At 72.6% G+C, this 14,712-nt stretch carries 15 protein-coding genes; 8 read left to right on the forward strand and 7 right to left on the reverse strand.

Annotated elements, in window-relative coordinates:
- Window positions 1-128: 128 nt before the first annotated feature.
- A complete protein-coding gene (locus ACWDR0_RS18085; protein WP_456352674.1) occupies window positions 129-401 on the reverse strand; it encodes a GlsB/YeaQ/YmgE family stress response membrane protein in 273 nt (90 codons plus the stop codon).
- 182 nt (window positions 402-583) lie between these two features.
- Between ACWDR0_RS18085 and ACWDR0_RS18090 the strand changes: the two genes are divergently transcribed.
- Together ACWDR0_RS18090 and ACWDR0_RS18095 are read left to right on the forward strand one after the other, a co-directional pair.
- Window positions 584-976: a DUF3099 domain-containing protein gene (locus ACWDR0_RS18090; protein WP_456352675.1), complete on the forward strand. Its 393-nt coding sequence runs from the start codon at window positions 584-586 to the stop codon at window positions 974-976.
- Between the two features lie 138 nt (window positions 977-1,114).
- Window positions 1,115-1,354, forward strand: a complete 240-nt coding sequence (locus ACWDR0_RS18095) for a hypothetical protein (protein WP_456352676.1) — start codon at window positions 1,115-1,117, stop codon at window positions 1,352-1,354.
- Window positions 1,355-1,432: 78 nt separating this feature from the next.
- Here the strand turns inward: ACWDR0_RS18095 and moaA are convergent, their stop codons facing one another.
- The 3 genes from moaA to ACWDR0_RS18110 all read right to left on the reverse strand — a co-directional run bounded on the left by moaA (window position 1,433) and on the right by ACWDR0_RS18110 (window position 4,664).
- On the reverse strand, window positions 1,433-2,422 hold the full coding sequence (moaA, locus tag ACWDR0_RS18100) for a GTP 3',8-cyclase MoaA (protein ID WP_456352677.1): 990 nt from the start codon (window positions 2,420-2,422) through the stop codon (window positions 1,433-1,435).
- 242 nt (window positions 2,423-2,664) lie between these two features.
- Window positions 2,665-4,299 (reverse strand): solute symporter family protein, encoded by a 1,635-nt coding sequence (locus ACWDR0_RS18105; protein ID WP_456352678.1) that lies wholly within the window; start codon window positions 4,297-4,299, stop codon window positions 2,665-2,667.
- Window positions 4,296-4,664 carry a DUF485 domain-containing protein gene (locus tag ACWDR0_RS18110; RefSeq protein ID WP_456352679.1) on the reverse strand — a complete coding sequence of 123 codons (369 nt, stop codon included), beginning with the start codon at window positions 4,662-4,664 and terminating at the stop codon, window positions 4,296-4,298. The genes ACWDR0_RS18105 and ACWDR0_RS18110 overlap by 4 nt, the downstream gene beginning before the upstream one ends.
- A 299-nt stretch (window positions 4,665-4,963) precedes the next feature.
- Between ACWDR0_RS18110 and ACWDR0_RS18115 the strand changes: the two genes are divergently transcribed.
- Window positions 4,964-6,502 (forward strand): S8 family peptidase, encoded by a 1,539-nt coding sequence (locus ACWDR0_RS18115; RefSeq protein ID WP_456352680.1) that lies wholly within the window; start codon window positions 4,964-4,966, stop codon window positions 6,500-6,502.
- Between the two features lie 131 nt (window positions 6,503-6,633).
- On the opposite strand, the gene ACWDR0_RS18120 is transcribed toward ACWDR0_RS18115, so the two are convergent.
- Window positions 6,634-7,443 (reverse strand): lysoplasmalogenase, encoded by an 810-nt coding sequence (locus tag ACWDR0_RS18120; RefSeq protein ID WP_456352681.1) that lies wholly within the window; start codon window positions 7,441-7,443, stop codon window positions 6,634-6,636.
- Entirely contained in the window at window positions 7,440-8,477 is a 1,038-nt protein-coding gene (locus tag ACWDR0_RS18125; RefSeq protein ID WP_456352682.1) for a sterol desaturase family protein, read from the reverse strand. Before ACWDR0_RS18125 ends, ACWDR0_RS18120 begins: the two co-directional genes overlap by 4 nt.
- A gap of 284 nt (window positions 8,478-8,761) precedes the next feature.
- On the opposite strand from ACWDR0_RS18125, the gene ACWDR0_RS18130 reads away from it, so the two are divergent.
- The 5 genes from ACWDR0_RS18130 (at window position 8,762) to ACWDR0_RS18150 (ending at window position 13,871) form a co-directional block, all read left to right on the forward strand.
- Entirely contained in the window at window positions 8,762-9,814 is a 1,053-nt protein-coding gene (locus ACWDR0_RS18130; RefSeq protein ID WP_456352683.1) for a DEDDh family exonuclease, read from the forward strand.
- A 54-nt stretch (window positions 9,815-9,868) separates the two neighbouring features.
- Window positions 9,869-10,102, forward strand: coding sequence for a hypothetical protein (locus ACWDR0_RS18135; protein WP_146479429.1), 234 nt, complete (start codon window positions 9,869-9,871; stop codon window positions 10,100-10,102).
- 160 nt (window positions 10,103-10,262) lie between these two features.
- Complete coding sequence (locus ACWDR0_RS18140; RefSeq protein ID WP_456352684.1) at window positions 10,263-11,195, forward strand: SURF1 family cytochrome oxidase biogenesis protein; 933 nt, start codon at window positions 10,263-10,265, stop codon at window positions 11,193-11,195.
- 128 nt (window positions 11,196-11,323) lie between these two features.
- Window positions 11,324-13,111 carry a glycoside hydrolase family 15 protein gene (locus tag ACWDR0_RS18145; protein ID WP_456352685.1) on the forward strand — a complete coding sequence of 596 codons (1,788 nt, stop codon included), beginning with the start codon at window positions 11,324-11,326 and terminating at the stop codon, window positions 13,109-13,111.
- Window positions 13,112-13,115: 4 nt separating this feature from the next.
- Window positions 13,116-13,871 (forward strand): SDR family oxidoreductase, encoded by a 756-nt coding sequence (locus ACWDR0_RS18150; RefSeq protein WP_456352686.1) that lies wholly within the window; start codon window positions 13,116-13,118, stop codon window positions 13,869-13,871.
- A gap of 248 nt (window positions 13,872-14,119) precedes the next feature.
- Here ACWDR0_RS18150 and ACWDR0_RS18155 read toward each other — a convergent pair whose 3' ends face one another.
- Window positions 14,120-14,707 carry an alkaline shock response membrane anchor protein AmaP gene (locus tag ACWDR0_RS18155; RefSeq protein ID WP_456352687.1) on the reverse strand — a complete coding sequence of 196 codons (588 nt, stop codon included), beginning with the start codon at window positions 14,705-14,707 and terminating at the stop codon, window positions 14,120-14,122.
- Between the last annotated feature and the right edge of the window lie 5 nt (window positions 14,708-14,712).

Raw genomic sequence — 14,712 nt, forward strand, 5'->3', positions numbered from 1 at the left:
TCCGGATGGCGGCGGCACTGGCGGCGGCCGGGGTGCCGCCGGGCGTGGTCAACGTGGTCACCGGCTCGTCCCCCGGGGTGGGGGAACCCGGTTCCGGCGCGGGCTCCCGGTTCCGGTGGAGCCCTGTGTCAGGCGTGTTGTCTGCCCTTCATCGCCACCCAGGCCCGGTCGCCCAGGAAGACCAGGATGACGGCGGCCACCAGCTGGAACGCATGGCGGCTCCAGTCGATGCCGGCGGTCTCCGCGACTCCGAGTCCGGCCGCGATCCAGTTGCCGATCACGGCGCCACCGATGCCGCAGATGGTGGCGAGCCACAAGGGGAGATGCTGCTTGCCGGGCAGGACCAGCTTCGCCAGCAGGCCCAGCACGAATCCCACGATGATCGCCCACAACCAGCCCATGGCTGCCTCCTCGTCAGGCTCTGCGTGAGCAGGTACGCCGCCATTCTCGGCCTTTGCACCAAATGGCGCATGTCGGGCTATCTCCCGGCTTCCCCCGGTGGTACGTGCCCCGGGGGCCGGGCGTACCGTGGTGGACGGCGGGACCGGGGAGCGTTCCGCGGACGATCGGGCGGTGGCATGTGATGCGGCAGCGGGTGGGTGCGGAGGTCTTCCGGATCACCGGGGCCCGGCAGGGGCTGGCCGAGGACGTCCGGGGGCGGCAGCGCCGCTATGTGATCTCCATGTCGGTCCGGACGGTGTCGTTCGTGGCCGCGGCCGTCCTGTGGAACGTCGAGCGGCCGGTGGCGGTCGTCGCCATCGTGCTCGGGATGCTACTCCCGTACGTGGCCGTGGTGATCGCGAACGCGGGCCGGGAGAGGCCCCCCTCCCTGCCCTCCACCTTTGTGGTGGCAACCGCCCGGCCGATGCTCGGGGCCGGGCCCGTGCAAAACCCGGGGCACCCTGAGAGCGCAGAGAACACCGGGGAGCCGGCGGGCCAAGGCGCGGCAACGGCCGGGAAAACGTCGGATCAATAGTTCAAGTTCCGGTGCCCCGGGGGCCGTTGCCCGTGGCATACTGCCTAGGCGCTCCGCATCCCCCGTCGGGGCGACGGACCGACGCCGGGCAGCTCCCCCCGTGGCTGCTCGGCGTCGCTGTGAGTGGACAATAAACCGGTGCTTATCGACCCGGTGAACGACGAGAACCCCATCTGCTCGGCCAAGGGCTGCCGTACGGCGGCGGTCTGGGTGCTGGCCTGGAACAACCCGAAGCTGCATACGCCCGAGCGCCGCAAGACCTGGCTGGCCTGCGAGGAGCACCGGGAGCATCTGTCGCAGTTCCTGGCGGTCCGCGGCTTCCTGAAGGAGGTCGTGACGCTGGCGGAGTGGCACGCCCGGCCGGGCGCGGAGGACTGACCCCGCGCGGCCCGGGTACGCCGGGGTGGCGTCGGCTCCGTACGCTCCCCGGCCCGGTCGGCCGCCCGGTGCAGCCGGTCAGCCGCCGATGGCCGACATCGGGCGCTCCGGCTGGCGGAACTCCGGATCGTCGAGCCCCGAACCCGCCTTCTTGCCCAGCATCGCCCGCTGCCAGAGCCGGGCCGTCTCCTCGTCGGAGGCGCCCGAGCGCAGCGCGCCGCGCAGATCGGTCTCCTCGCGGGCGAACAGACAGGTGCGCACCTGGCCGTCGGCGGTGAGCCGGGTGCGGTCGCAGGCGGCGCAGAAGGGGCGGGTGACCGAGGCGATCACTCCCACGCGGTGCGGGCCGCCGTCGACGGTCCACCGTTCGGCGGGCGCGGAGCCGCGGTCGCCCCGGTCCTCGGGGGTGAGGTCGAAGCGGGTCCGGAGGGAGGCGAGGATGTCCCCGGCGGTGATCATGCCGTCGCGCTGCCAGCCGTGCTGGGCGTCGAGCGGCATCTGCTCGATGAACCGGAGTTCGTAGCCGTGGTCCATCGCCCAGGCCAGCAGGGCGGGCGCCTCGTCGTCGTTGAGCCCGGGCATCAGGACGGCGTTGACCTTGACCGGGGTGAGCCCGGCGGCCCGGGCGGCTGCCAGCCCGGCCAGGACGTCGTGGTGGCGGTCCCGGCGGGTGAGGGTCCGGAAGACCTCGGGGCGCAGGGTGTCCAGGGAGACGTTGACCCGGTCGAGACCGGCGGCGTGGAGGGCCGCGGCGGTCCGGGCGAGGCCGATGCCGTTCGTCGTGAGGGAGATCCGGGGGCGGGGGGTGAGTTCGGCGCACCGCTCGACGATGCCGGTGAGGCCCGGTCTGAGCAGGGGCTCGCCGCCGGTGAAGCGGACCTCGGTGATTCCGAGCCGGGTGACGGCGATCCGGACCAGCGCGACGATCTCGTCGTCGGTGAGCAGCTCGGGTTTGGGCAGCCACCGCAGCCCCTCCTCGGGCATGCAGTAGGTGCAGCGCAGGTTGCACCGGTCGGTCAGCGAGACCCTGAGGTCCGTGGCCACCCGGCCGTAGGTGTCGGCGAGCACGGTCGGTCTCCTCCCCCGACGAGACGGACATGGGACGTATGCCGGGGCCGCGGGGCCGCCGGTCATGCGTCCGAGCCTACGCCAGGGGTCCGGCGGGACCGGCGGGACCGGTGCTGCGGAGGGGCCGGAGGAGGTGCGGCCGCGCCCCGAGGGCTGCGGCGCGGCCGCGTACGGTCGCCGTCCGGTCACGGTCCGTCTCCGGTGGGGGCTCGCCGGGGCGGTGCGACCGGGGCGCCGGGCGCTCAGTGGGCGCCGACTCCGGTGAGGGACTTGACCTCCAGTTCGGCGTACTTGCCGCGGTCGGGCTTCTCCTTCGTCAGGACCGAGCCCAGCCAGCCGAGGAGGAAGCCGAGCGGGATGGACACCAGGCCCGGGTTCTCCAGCGGGAACCAGTAGAAGTCGGCGTTCTTGAACATCGAGGTGGGCTTGCCGGAGACGACCGGCGAGAAGATCACCAGGACGACGGAGGAGATCAGACCGCCGTAGATGGACCAGAGCGCGCCCTGGGTGGTGAACCGCTTCCAGAACAGGCTGTAGAGGATCGTCGGCAGGTTCGCCGAGGCCGCGACGGCGAAGGCGAGCGCGACGAGTCCGGCGACGTTCAGATCGCGGGCGAGGGCGCCGAGCGCGATGGAGGCGACGCCGATGGCGACGGTGGCCCAGCGGGCCGCCCGTACCTCCTCCTTCTCCGTGGCCTGTCCCTTGCGGATGACATTGGCGTAGATGTCGTGGGCGAAGGAGGACGAGGAGGCGAGGGTCAGGCCGGCGACGACGGCGAGGATGGTCGCGAAGGCGACTGCGGAGATGACGGCGAGCAGGATCGCCCCGCCCGTCGAGTCGGTGCCGCCGAGATGGAGGGCGAGCAGCGGGGCGGCCGTATTGCCCGCCTTGTTGGACTCGGTGATCTCGGTCTGGCCGACGATGGCGGCGGCGCCGAAGCCGAGGGCGATGGTCATCAGATAGAAGCCGCCGATGATGCCGATCGCCCAGAGGACGGACTTGCGGGCGGCCTGTGCGGTGGGAACGGTGTAGAAGCGGATGAGGATGTGCGGCAGTCCTGCGGTGCCGAGGACCAGGGCGATGCCGAGCGAGATGAAGTCGAGTTTGGAGGTGCCGGTGGCGCCGTACTTCAGCCCCGGCTCCAGGAACGCGGCGCCGTGTCCGCTCTTCTCGGCGGCGGTGCCGAGCAGGTCGGAGATGTTGAAGTTGAACTTGAGCAGCACCAGGAAGGTGATCAGCAGGGTTCCGGCGATCAGCAGGACCGCCTTGACCATCTGGACCCAGGTGGTGCCCTTCATACCGCCGATGGTGACGTAGAGGATCATGATGATGCCGACGAGGGCGACGATCAGCACCTTGCCGGTGTCGGTGGTGATGCCCAGCAGCAGCGAGACCAGGACGCCCGCCCCGGCCATCTGGGCGAGCAGATAGAAGATGGACACCACGATGGTGGAGGTGCCCGCGGCGGTGCGGACCGGGCGCTGGCGCATCCGGTAGGCGAGGACGTCGCCCATGGTGAACCGGCCGGAGTTGCGCAGGGGTTCGGCGACCAGCAGCAGGGCGACCAGCCAGGCGACGAGGAAGCCGATGGAGTAGAGGAAGCCGTCGTAGCCGAAGAGGGCGATGGCACCGGCGATACCGAGGAAGGACGCGGCGGACATGTAGTCGCCGGAGATGGCGAGTCCATTCTGGAAGCCGGTGAACTGCCGTCCGCCTGCGTAGAAGTCGGCGGCGCTCTTGGTCTGCCGGCCAGCCCAGACCGTGATGATCAGGGTGGCGACCACGAAGAGACCGAACAGGGTGATGATCAGCGGCCGGTGTTCGGTGGCCGCACCCGCGGCGGCGAGGGTCAGGGACGGGGACGGTGCCGGGCTCATGCGCCGCCCTCCATCCGGGCCTTGATGGCCTCGGCCCGCGGGTCGAGGACGCGGGCGGCGTGCCGCGCGTACCACCAGGCGATGAGGAAGGTCGTCGCGAACTGGGCGACGCCGAGGACGAGGGCGACGTTGATGTTGCCGAAGAGCTTGGTGCCCATGAAGCCGCCCGCGTAGTTCGACAGCAGCACATAGAGCAGGTACCAGGCGACGAAGGCGATCGTCAGCGGGAAGGCGAAGGAGCGGTAGGAGTGCCGCAGCTCGGTGAAGTCCGGGCTCTCCTGGGCCTCGATGAACTGCTCGGTGGTGGGGGGCTGGGCGGGGCGCGGGGAGGTTTTGCTGAGCGGCGGCGGTGCGTCGGTGGTCACGGACTCTCCTGTTGACGCCGGGGTCGTCGAGGGGGACAGGCTGCTCAAAGCGGTCCTTTGTTCCTTGGGTCAGGGGGCGGTTCGATGGTGCTCCACCTCCTGCCAACGGCACGGAGAGCACGCCGGGCGGGTTCAACTTCGGTCGTTTTTGGTCCGCTCCGCGGATTGTCGGTTCGAACACATTGATGACGACCAAGATCAGCGCTAGTTTCACTGGTCATGTACCCGCCTACCGGTACTCCGGGTACCGCGAGGCGGACGGCAGTGCTCCGGCACCTACTCGAAGATGTGGAGAACCCATGGCTCTTCCGGGATCCAGACGGCAGCGTGCGACGGCCCTGACCGCGGGTCTGGCGCTGACCGCCACCCTCGGCTTCCTTCCGGCCGGGTCCGCTTCGGCGGCCGACGCGGGCGGCACGGCGGCCGCGGTTCCGGCGGCGACCGACGGTCCCAAGCTGTCGTACGTGGTGAACGTGAAGGGCGGCTACGGCCACGCCAAGTCGGTCAAGAAGGCGATAGCCGCGGCCGGCGGCACCATCGTCATCGCCTACGACCAGATAGGCGTGATCGTCGTCCACTCGCAGAACCCGGCCTTCGCGGAGACCATCCGCAAGGCCCGCGGTGTCGAGTCGGCCGGTGCCTCCCGTACCGCTCCGATCGCCCCCGCCCTGGACACCGCGATCGACTCGGAGCGGCCGCTGACCGCCGCCGAGGCGAAGGAGGCGGCCGCGGCCGCCGTCGAGGGTGAGGACCCGCTGGAGCCGCTGCAGTGGAGCCTGCCCGCCATCAAGGCGGACCAGGCCCATGAGCGCACCCTGGGCAGCAAGAAGGTCACGGTCGCCGTGATCGACACGGGTGTCGACGACACCCACCCGGACCTGGCGCCGAACTTCGACGTCCGCTCCTCGGCCAACTGTGTCACCGGCAAGCCGGACACCACCCCGGGCTCCTGGCGGCCGGGTCCCACCGAGTCGGACCACGGCACGCATGTCGCGGGCACCGTCGCCGCGGCCAAGAACGGCGTCGGCGTCACCGGTGTCGCCCCCGGCGTGAAGGTCTCCGGCATCAAGGTGTCCAACCCGGACGGCTTCTTCTACACCGAGTCCGTCGTCTGCGGGTTCGTCTGGGCCGCCGAGAACGGCGCCCAGATCACCAACAACAGCTACTACATCGACCCGTGGCTGTTCAACTGCAAGAACGACCCGGACCAGGGCGCCCTGGTCGAGGCCGTCACCCGGGCCACCCGCTACGCCGAGCGCAGGGGCACGGTCAACGTGGCCGCCGCCGGCAACTCCCGGATGGACCTGGCCGCGGACTCCCTGACGGACACCACGAGCCCCAACGACACCACTCCGGGCAGCCGGGTGATCAACCCGAGCGAGTGCCTGGACATCCCCACCCAGCTGCCGGGGGTCGTGACGGTCTCCTCGCTGGGCGCCAAGGGCCTGAAGTCGTCGTTCTCGAACTACGGCAACGGTGTGGTGGACATCTCCGCGCCCGGCGGTGACGGCACCCGCTTCCAGGCGCCCGACGGCCCGGCGGTCGACGGCCGGATCCTGTCGACGCTGCCCGGCGGCAAGTTCGGCTACAAGGCCGGTACGTCGATGGCCTCCCCGCATGTCGCGGGTGTCGCGGCGCTCATCAAGTCCAAGTACCCGTGGGCCCCGCCGGCGCTGGTGAAGGGGCTGCTGTACGGGCAGGCCGACGACCGCGCCTGCACCAACCCGTACGACATCAACAACGACGGTGTCGTGGACGCGGTCTGCGAGGGCGACACCCGGAAGAACGGCTTCTACGGCGAGGGCGTCACCGACGCGCTCGACGCGGTGCGCCGCTGATCCACCGGCCGCGCGGCGGGTGATCCACCCGCCGGGCGGCCGCCGTCCGACGACGGCGAGGAGGGCCGGACGATCCGTCCGGCCCTCCTTCGTGTTTTCCTGCCCGCGCTCCGAGGGGGAGCTCCCGGGCGCTAGCGGCGCGGCGCGGCCGTGTTCGGGGCCGTGTTCGTGGTCGGGGGCTCGGCCGGGGTGGGAGCCGTCTCCGCGTCCCCGGCCGGAGCGGCGGCCGCGTCCGGGGCGGTGATCTCGTCCGGGGCCGTACCGGCCGGCCGGCCCGTCGCCGAGAGCACCCCGAGGGCCAGCAGCAGCTGTCCCGCGCTGTAGAGCAGCATGATCCAGAAGTCGGGCGCGGGAAGCTGCGGCCAGTCGGCGACGCCGGTGGCGATGATCAGGTCGGAGACGAGGAAGAGCGCGCCGCCGACCCCGGCGAGCGGGCCGAGCGCGGCCGACCGCCAGGCCATCGTGGTGAGCAGCGCCGCGTATCCGGCGACGGGCACCCGCAGTTCGGCCGGGAGGCCGGGCCAGAGCAGCACCACGAGGACCACCAGGGCGGTGCCGTAGACCGGTCCGGTCCAGCGCGCCGGCGCGGCGCCGCCGCGGACCGCGGCGAAGAGCGCCAGATAGCAGAGGTGCCCCACGGCGAAGGAGCCCATTCCGGTCAGGAAGGCCCACTCCGCGCCGGAGAGCAGGAACACGTCCCCGCCCCAGCCGAAGAGCAGCGCCACCACCAGCAGCCGGGGGCCGCCCCGTACCAGCACCAGGGCCGCGATCAGCGGCATCAGCAGGGGCTTGGCGATCCGGTGCCCGGCCTCGGCACCGGCGAGGAGGGAGCCGAGGTCGGCCAGGAGCGCCAGGGCGAAGGCGGCGGTGAGGACCCGGGCGGCGAGTACGGCGCGGGAGGTCGGCGGAAGGGTCGCCGTACGGAGCTGATCGGTGGTCACGCGGCACGTCCTGCGGGGGTTTCGGGGGCGGTGGGGGCGGGCGGGCGAGCATGTCCGGCGGGGGCGGCCGGTTCCGGGCGGGGCGGTACGGCCCCGGGCGCGGGCACGGCGGCCCCCGGCGGTACGGCCCCGGGCGCGGCGGCCCTGGAGGGTTCGGCGTCCGGCACCGCGGTCCCGGGCCGTGCGGCCGCCGGTTCAGGCCGGGGCGCGGGCTGCCAGCCCGGGCCGCGCAGCAGCCTCCCCGCCCGCTCGCGCCAGGAGGACGCCGCCCTCAGGTCGCGGGCGATGGCCGCGTACTCGTGTGTGGCGACCCGCAGCGGGTTGCAGGTGTCGATGTTCTTGGTGAGCCCGTAGACGGGCCGCTCGGTCTCGGCCGCGAAGGAGCCGAAGAGCCGGTCCCAGACGATGAGGATGCCGCCGAAGTTCCGGTCCAGATAGCTCCCCTGGGACGCATGGTGCACCCGGTGGTGCGAGGGGGTGTTCAGGAGGTACTCGAAGGGCCGGGGCAGCCGCCCGATCCGCTCCGTATGCACCCAGAACTGGTAGACGAGATTGACCGACGAGCAGAAGGCCACCGCCGCCGGGTGCACCCCGAGGGCGACCATCGGGAGATAGAACGGCCACACCGTCCAGGTGGTCCACGGCTGGCGCAGGGCGGTGGTCAGGTTGAACTTCCGGCTGGAGTGGTGGACCACATGGCAGGCCCAGAGGATCCGCACCACATGGTGGCCCCGGTGGGACCAGTAGTAGAGGAAGTCCTGGGCGAGCAGCATCAGCGGCAGCGTCCACCAGAGCACCGGGGTGCGCGCCGGGGTGAGTTCGTACACCGCCGTGTAGACCGTGACGACCGGGATCTTCCAGAGGAAGTCGAAGGCGATGCTGCCGAGGCCCATGCTCACGCTGGTGACGGCGTCCCGGGTCTCGTAGCCGGCCGCCCGGTCGTCGGGACGGAGCCGGACGGCGACCAGCTCCACCGCCGTGAGCAGCACGAAGGCCGGTATCGACCACAGCACGACATCGGGCAGGTTCGGCATGGGTGCACCGTAGATGCGGTCCGCGGGGCGGGGCTAGACGGTGTTACCGACAAGTATGCGAGACGGATTGTCAGCAAGCTTTGGCGGGTTCCGCCAACCGGACCGCCAACCGGACCGCCCGCCGACCACCCGTCGACCGCCCGCCGGTGCCGCGGCACGGCCCCGCGCCGCGGCACCGGCGGGCCTGAGGGGGCGTAAGGGGCGCGCGGGGCAGGCGGATCGGGGCGGGGGCGGGGGCATCCGAGGAGTGGCGCGGGGACTGTCGGTGGCGGGCCGTATTCTCTGTGACCATGCTCGACGACAGCGCGGCGACAGCGGAGACCTGGCCCACCGCATACCCCGAGGGGTATGCGGTGGTCGATGTGGAGACCACCGGACTCGCCCGCGACGACCGGATAGTCTCCGCCGCCGTCTACCGGCTGGACGCCCGGGGCGAGGTGGAGGACCACTGGTACACCCTGGTCAATCCGGAGCGGGACCCGGGCCCGGTCTGGATCCACGGGCTGACCAGCGAGGTGCTGGCGGACGCCCCGCTCTTCACCGAGATCGCGGGGGCCTTCTCGGAGCGGCTCGCGGACCGGGTGCTCGTCGCCCACAACGCCCTCTTCGACTGGTCCATGATCGCCCGGGAGTACGCCCGGGCGGGGCTCACCGCCCCGGTGCGCCGGAGACTCTGCACCATCGCGCTCGCCAAGGAGCTGGCGCTGCCGCTGCCCAATCACAAACTGGAGTCGCTGGCGGCGCACTTCGGCGTGGTCCAGCAGCGCGCCCACCACGCGCTGGACGACGCCCGGGTGCTGGCGGAGGCCTTCCGGCCCAGTCTGCGCGCGGCCGCGCGGGACGGGATGCGGCTGCCGCTCCTCGAGTGCCGTCCGCTCACCGAGTGGGCGGACTCCCCGGCGAGCCCGCGCATCGGCCACCAGCCGTCGTACGGGCACCGGCCGCCGGGCTCCGCCTCGTACGGCTCGTACGGCAGCTGGCGCCCGTCCCGGAAGCGGCCCGCCTGCCCCTATCCGAACCCCGGGCGGTATGTGGCGGGGCAGCCGCTGAAGCAGGGGATGCGGGTGGCGTTCTCCGGTGACACCTCCGTCGACCGCGAGCTGCTGGAGGACCGGGCGTTCGACGCCGGTCTGCATATCGCGGGCAGTGTCTCCCGGCTGACCAGTCTGCTGGTGACCAACGACCCGGATTCGGTCACCTCCAAGGCGGCCAGGGCAAAGGCGTACGACACCCCCGTCCTCGACGAGGCCGCGTTCACCCAGTTGCTGCGGGACGTCGCCCCGGCGGACGGCCCGGCGGCTTCGGGCCCGGAGCGGCCCGGGGGCGCAGTCGGGTGACGGCCGGGCGTGCCGCACCGCGATCGGCGGCCCCTGCCCCGCACGCTGTGCCCCATGGCACGTTGCGAGGTCTGCGGTAACGAGTACGGGATGTCGTTCGAGGTGCATGCGCAGGGCGCGGTGCACGTCTTCGACTGCTTCGCCTGCGCGATCCACCGGATGGCGCCGATCTGCGAACACTGCCGGGTGCAGGTCATCGGGCAGGGCGTCGAGGCGGACGGCCACTGGTACTGCGGCGCGCACTGCGCCCGCGCGGAGGGCCGGGTCGGCATCGTCGACCGGGTCTGAGCGGCAGGGAGGCCCGGGGGTACGACGGGGGCGGGCCGGTCCCGGCACCCCCGCACGCACCGCCACCACCGTTCTCCCCCTCCTGGCCGCTGCCCCCGCCCGCCGCCCCGAGAGGGGACCCACCGCCGGGCGCGGCGGGGGCGGCAGGTACCGTCGATCCGTGTACCGCTTCCTGTTCACCCGGCAGTGGGTGAGCCTCACCCTCATCGGCCTCGTCCTCATCCCCGTGATGATCGAGCTGGGCTTCTGGCAGTTCCACCGCCATGAACGCCGGGTCGAGCAGAACGCGCTGATCGCCCGGAACCTGGAGGCCGCACCGGTCCCGGTCACCGAGCTGACCTCCCCCGGCCACCGGGTCCCCCGTGCGGACTACTGGCGCCGGATCACCGCCACGGGGACCTTCGACACCTCGGGCGAGGTCGTCGTCCGCCTCCGTACCGACGCCGACGAGCGGGTCGGGTACCACGTACTGACCCCGCTGGTCCTCCGGGACGGCCGGGTCGTCATGGTCAACCGCGGCTGGGTGCCGTCGCCCGGCGACCCCAAGGCCTTCCCCGAGGTCCCCGCCCCGCCCCGGGGCACGGTGACCGTCACCGGCCGGCTCAAGGCCGACGAGACCACGAAGGCGAGCGGTATCAAGGACCTGGCCGGTCTGCCGCCCCGCCAGGTGATGCTGATCAACAGCGAGCAGCAGGCGGAGCTGCTGGGCAAGCAGGTACTCGGCGGCTATCTGGAGCTGACCGGCCCCGAGCCCGCGGGCGGCAGCCCCAAGCCGGTCCACTCCCCCGACCACGATTCCATCGGCGCTCATATGGCGTACGCCGTCCAGTGGTGGCTGTTCACCGCGGCCGTGCCGGTCGGATGGGTGATCCTGGTCCGCCGCGAGCTGCGCGACCGGCGCGAGGCGGCGGCCAAGGCGGCGGAAGCGGGCACGGCCGGGGAATCCGAGGGGGCCGGGGAGGCCGCGGAAGCGGGGAAGTCCGACGGCCCCGGAGTGTCCCCGGCGGCCGGGGAGAGCGCCGGTCCGGGGACCGGTACCGGGGCCGGAGCGCCCGAGGGCGCGGAAGAGCCCAGCGCGTCCGCGAACGCCTGAGCCCCGTTCCTGCCCGTCCGGCCTTCCGGTCCGGCGTCCGGCCTGCCGCCTGCCTCATGCCTCATGCGCCGCGTGTGCCCCTCGCGCCCGCCTGATTGACCGTCGTACGCAACGGGAACACGCGTCACGTGACCCTACGCATCGAGGACTACGCCCTCATCGGCGATCTCCAGACCGCGGCGCTCGTCGGCACCGACGGCTCCGTCGACTGGCTCTGTCTGCCGCGCTTCGACTCCGGTGCCTGCTTCGCCGCACTCCTCGGCGACAAGGAGAACGGTCACTGGCGCATCGCCCCCAAGGGCTCCGAACGGTGCACCTCACGCCGCTACCTCGGGGACTCGCTGGTCCTCGAAACCCGCTGGGAGACCCGCACCGGCACGGTGACGGTGACCGACTTCATGCCGCAGCGGGACATCACACCCGATGTGATGCGGATCGTGGAGGGCGTCAGCGGGACCGTCGAGCTGGAGTCCGTACTGCGGCTCCGCTTCGACCACGGTTCGATCGTGCCCTGGATGCGCCGCTCGGACGATCACCGGGTGGCGGTCGCGGGCCCCGATTCGGTCTGGCTGCGCAGCGAACCCCCGGTCCGTACCTGGGGGCAGCAGTTCAGCACGGTGTCGTCGTTCGCCGTCGGCGAGGGCGAACGGGTGGCGTTCGTCCTGAGCTGGCATCCCTCCCACGAGCAGCGGCCCGATCTCATCGACCCCTACGAGGCGCTGCGGTGCAGCCTCTCGGACTGGGCCCGCTGGTCGGACTCCTGCCGGGCCGCGGGCCGCTACCGGGACGCGGTGGTCCGTTCACTGATCACCCTGAAGGCCCTCACCTACGCCCCCACCGGCGGTATCGTCGCCGCGCCCACCACCTCCCTGCCGGAGGAGCTCGGCGGCGTAAGGAACTGGGACTACCGCTACTGCTGGCTGCGGGACTCCACCCTCACGCTCGAAGCCCTGCTCGCCGCGGGGTACAAGGAGGAGGCGGCGGCCTGGCGGGACTGGCTGCTGCGGGCGGTGGCGGGCGATCCGGCGGACCTCCAGATCATGTACGGGCTCGGCGGGGAGCGCCGGCTGCCCGAGACGGAGCTGGGCTGGCTCGGCGGCTATGCCGGCTCCACCCCCGTACGGACCGGGAACGCGGCCGTCGACCAGCTCCAGCTCGATGTCTACGGCGAGGTGATGGACTCCCTCTACCTCGCCGCACAGCAGGGCATTCCGGGCGAACGGCATACCTGGTTCATCCAGCTCAGCCTGCTGGGATTCCTGGAGTCCAAGTGGCGGGAGCCGGACGAGGGGCTGTGGGAGGTACGGGGGCCCCGGCAGCACTTCGTCCACTCCAAGGTCATGGCCTGGGTGGCGGCGGACCGGGCCGTCCGGACCCTGGAGGCCGACCCTTCGCTCCGCGGCGACGTCGCCCGGTGGCGGACCATGCGGGACGAGGTGCACCGGGAGGTCTGCGAGAAGGGGTACGACCCGGTGCGCAACACCTTCACCCAGTACTACGGCTCCCGGGAGCTGGACGCGGCGACCCTGCTGATCCCCCGGGTCGGCTTTCTGCCCCCGGACGACCCCCGGGTCGTGGGCACCGTCGACGCGGTCCGCGCCGAGCTGGGCGCGCACGGCGGCCTGGTCCGCCGCTACAGCACCGAGGGGGCTTCGGTCGACGGGCTCCCCGGAGCCGAGGGCGCCTTTCTGGCCTGCTCGTTCTGGCTGGCCGACGCCCTGCGGATGACGGGCCGGACCGCCGAGGCACGGGAGCTGTTCGAGCACCTTCTGACGCTCCGCAACGACGTGGGGCTGCTCGCCGAGGAGTACGACCCGGTGGCGGGCCGCCAGTTGGGCAACTTCCCGCAGGCCTTCAGCCATATCGCCCTGGTGACCACCGCCCTCGCGCTGGCGGACGAGGACACGGGAGGATAGGGGCATGGATCTTGGACTGAAGGACCGTGTGTACGTCGTCACCGGCGGCTCCCGGGGGCTCGGCAACGCCTCCGCCCGGGCGCTGGTGGCGGAGGGCGCGAAGGTGGTGGTCTCCGGGCGGGACGAGAAGACCGTGCTGGACGCGGCCGCCGAGCTGGGGCCGGACGCGGTGGGCGTCGCCGTCGACAACGCCGACCCGGACGGCGCGGAGCGGCTGCTGGCGGCGGCCCGGGCGCACTTCGGGCGGGTCGACGGGGTGCTGATCAGCGTCGGCGGTCCGCCGCCGGGTTCGGCCGCGGACAATACGGACGAGCAGTGGCGTACCGCGTTCGAGACGGTGTTCCTCGGCGCGGTCAGGCTCGCCCGGGCGTCCGTCGGGGTCCTCGGTGACGGCGGTGTCGTCGGCTTCGTCCTCTCCGGTTCCGTCCATGAGCCGATCCCGGGTCTGACCGTCTCCAACGGACTGCGCCCCGGGCTCGCGGGCTTCGCCAAGTCCCTGGCGGACGAGGTCGGCCCGCGGGGCATCCGGGTCGTCGGCCTGCTGCCCTCGCGCATCGACACCGACCGGGTCCGGGAGCTGGACTCGCTGACGGGCGACGCGGACACGGCACGGGCGGGCAACGAGTCGCGCATCCCGCTGCGGCGGTACGGCACCCCGGAGGAGTTCGGCCGGGTCGCGGCGTTCGTCCTCTCCCCGGCCGCCTCCTATCTCACGGGCGTGATGCTCCCGGTGGACGGCGGCGCGCGGCGGGGTTTCTAGCCGCTGCGGGCACGGCGGCCGGGGCGGGCGGCCCGAGGGGCCGGCACGGGCGGGTCCGGCACCTCGGGGGTGGCGCACGCGTCCCTCGCAGGTCCGGGCATCCGGGCACCTGCGTGGACGTACACCGAGGAGCTGATCGCCCTCGGCATCACCCACGACGCGGCCGCCCGCGCCCGGCCCGGTGCCGTACGGCGCCTACGGCACCCGCGTACACGGCTTGTACGGTGCGGACGGTGTACGCCGCCGGGTCAGGAGACCCGGCGCGGGCCGTGCTTCGCCGCGCGGAGGCGGCACTCCGTGCGCAGCTCCGGGAGACCCGTCGAGGTCCGGGCATGGGCCACGGCCTCCGAGGTCAGGGTCCGCAGGGTGCGGACCGGGGACGCGTGCGGTTCCAGCAGGAGCCCGACCCGGGCCTCGGGAGCGCCGCCCCGGCGCCGGCGCAGTCTGACACTGGCCCGCCGTACGCCCTCCAGCGATTCCGCTTCCCCCTCCATCACCCCTTCCAGCGCCCGTCCCCGCAGCCGGGCGGCCTCGCCGTCGCCGTCGGTTCCCGCGGCCACGGCGAGTTCGCCGATACGGGCCCGCCGCAGCTGGGCGAGGAGCAGCCAGAGCGCTGCGACGGCCAGGACGGCGAGGACCGCGATGGTGGCGGGCCACCAGCCGTCCGCCCGCCACCGCTCCCGGTCGGCCGTGCTCAGCAGTACGTCGCCGGGGCCGTACCACGGCCACCAGGACGGTACGGAGAGCCCGGCGCCCGCCGCGAGAGCCGCGCCCCCGGCCGCCAGCAGCACCAGTCCGGCCAGGCCCAGCGCCACCCGGTTCACCGTCCGCAGCATGCCGG

It is taken from the genome of Streptomyces sp. NPDC003691, assembly GCF_053981115.1.

Coding starts and splice junctions, on each gene's coding strand:
- ACWDR0_RS18085 (WP_456352674.1), bottom strand. CDS start 401: ATGGGCTGGTTGTGGGCGATCATCGTGGGATTCGTGCTGGGCCTGCTG.
- ACWDR0_RS18090 (WP_456352675.1), top strand. CDS start 584: ATGCGGCAGCGGGTGGGTGCGGAGGTCTTCCGGATCACCGGGGCCCGG.
- ACWDR0_RS18105 (WP_456352678.1), bottom strand. CDS start 4,299: ATGAGCCCGGCACCGTCCCCGTCCCTGACCCTCGCCGCCGCGGGTGCG.
- ACWDR0_RS18115 (WP_456352680.1), top strand. CDS start 4,964: ATGGCTCTTCCGGGATCCAGACGGCAGCGTGCGACGGCCCTGACCGCG.
- ACWDR0_RS18125 (WP_456352682.1), bottom strand. CDS start 8,477: ATGCCGAACCTGCCCGATGTCGTGCTGTGGTCGATACCGGCCTTCGTG.
- ACWDR0_RS18135 (WP_146479429.1), top strand. CDS start 9,869: ATGGCACGTTGCGAGGTCTGCGGTAACGAGTACGGGATGTCGTTCGAG.
- ACWDR0_RS18150 (WP_456352686.1), top strand. CDS start 13,116: ATGGATCTTGGACTGAAGGACCGTGTGTACGTCGTCACCGGCGGCTCC.
- ACWDR0_RS18155 (WP_456352687.1), bottom strand. CDS start 14,707: ATGCTGCGGACGGTGAACCGGGTGGCGCTGGGCCTGGCCGGACTGGTG.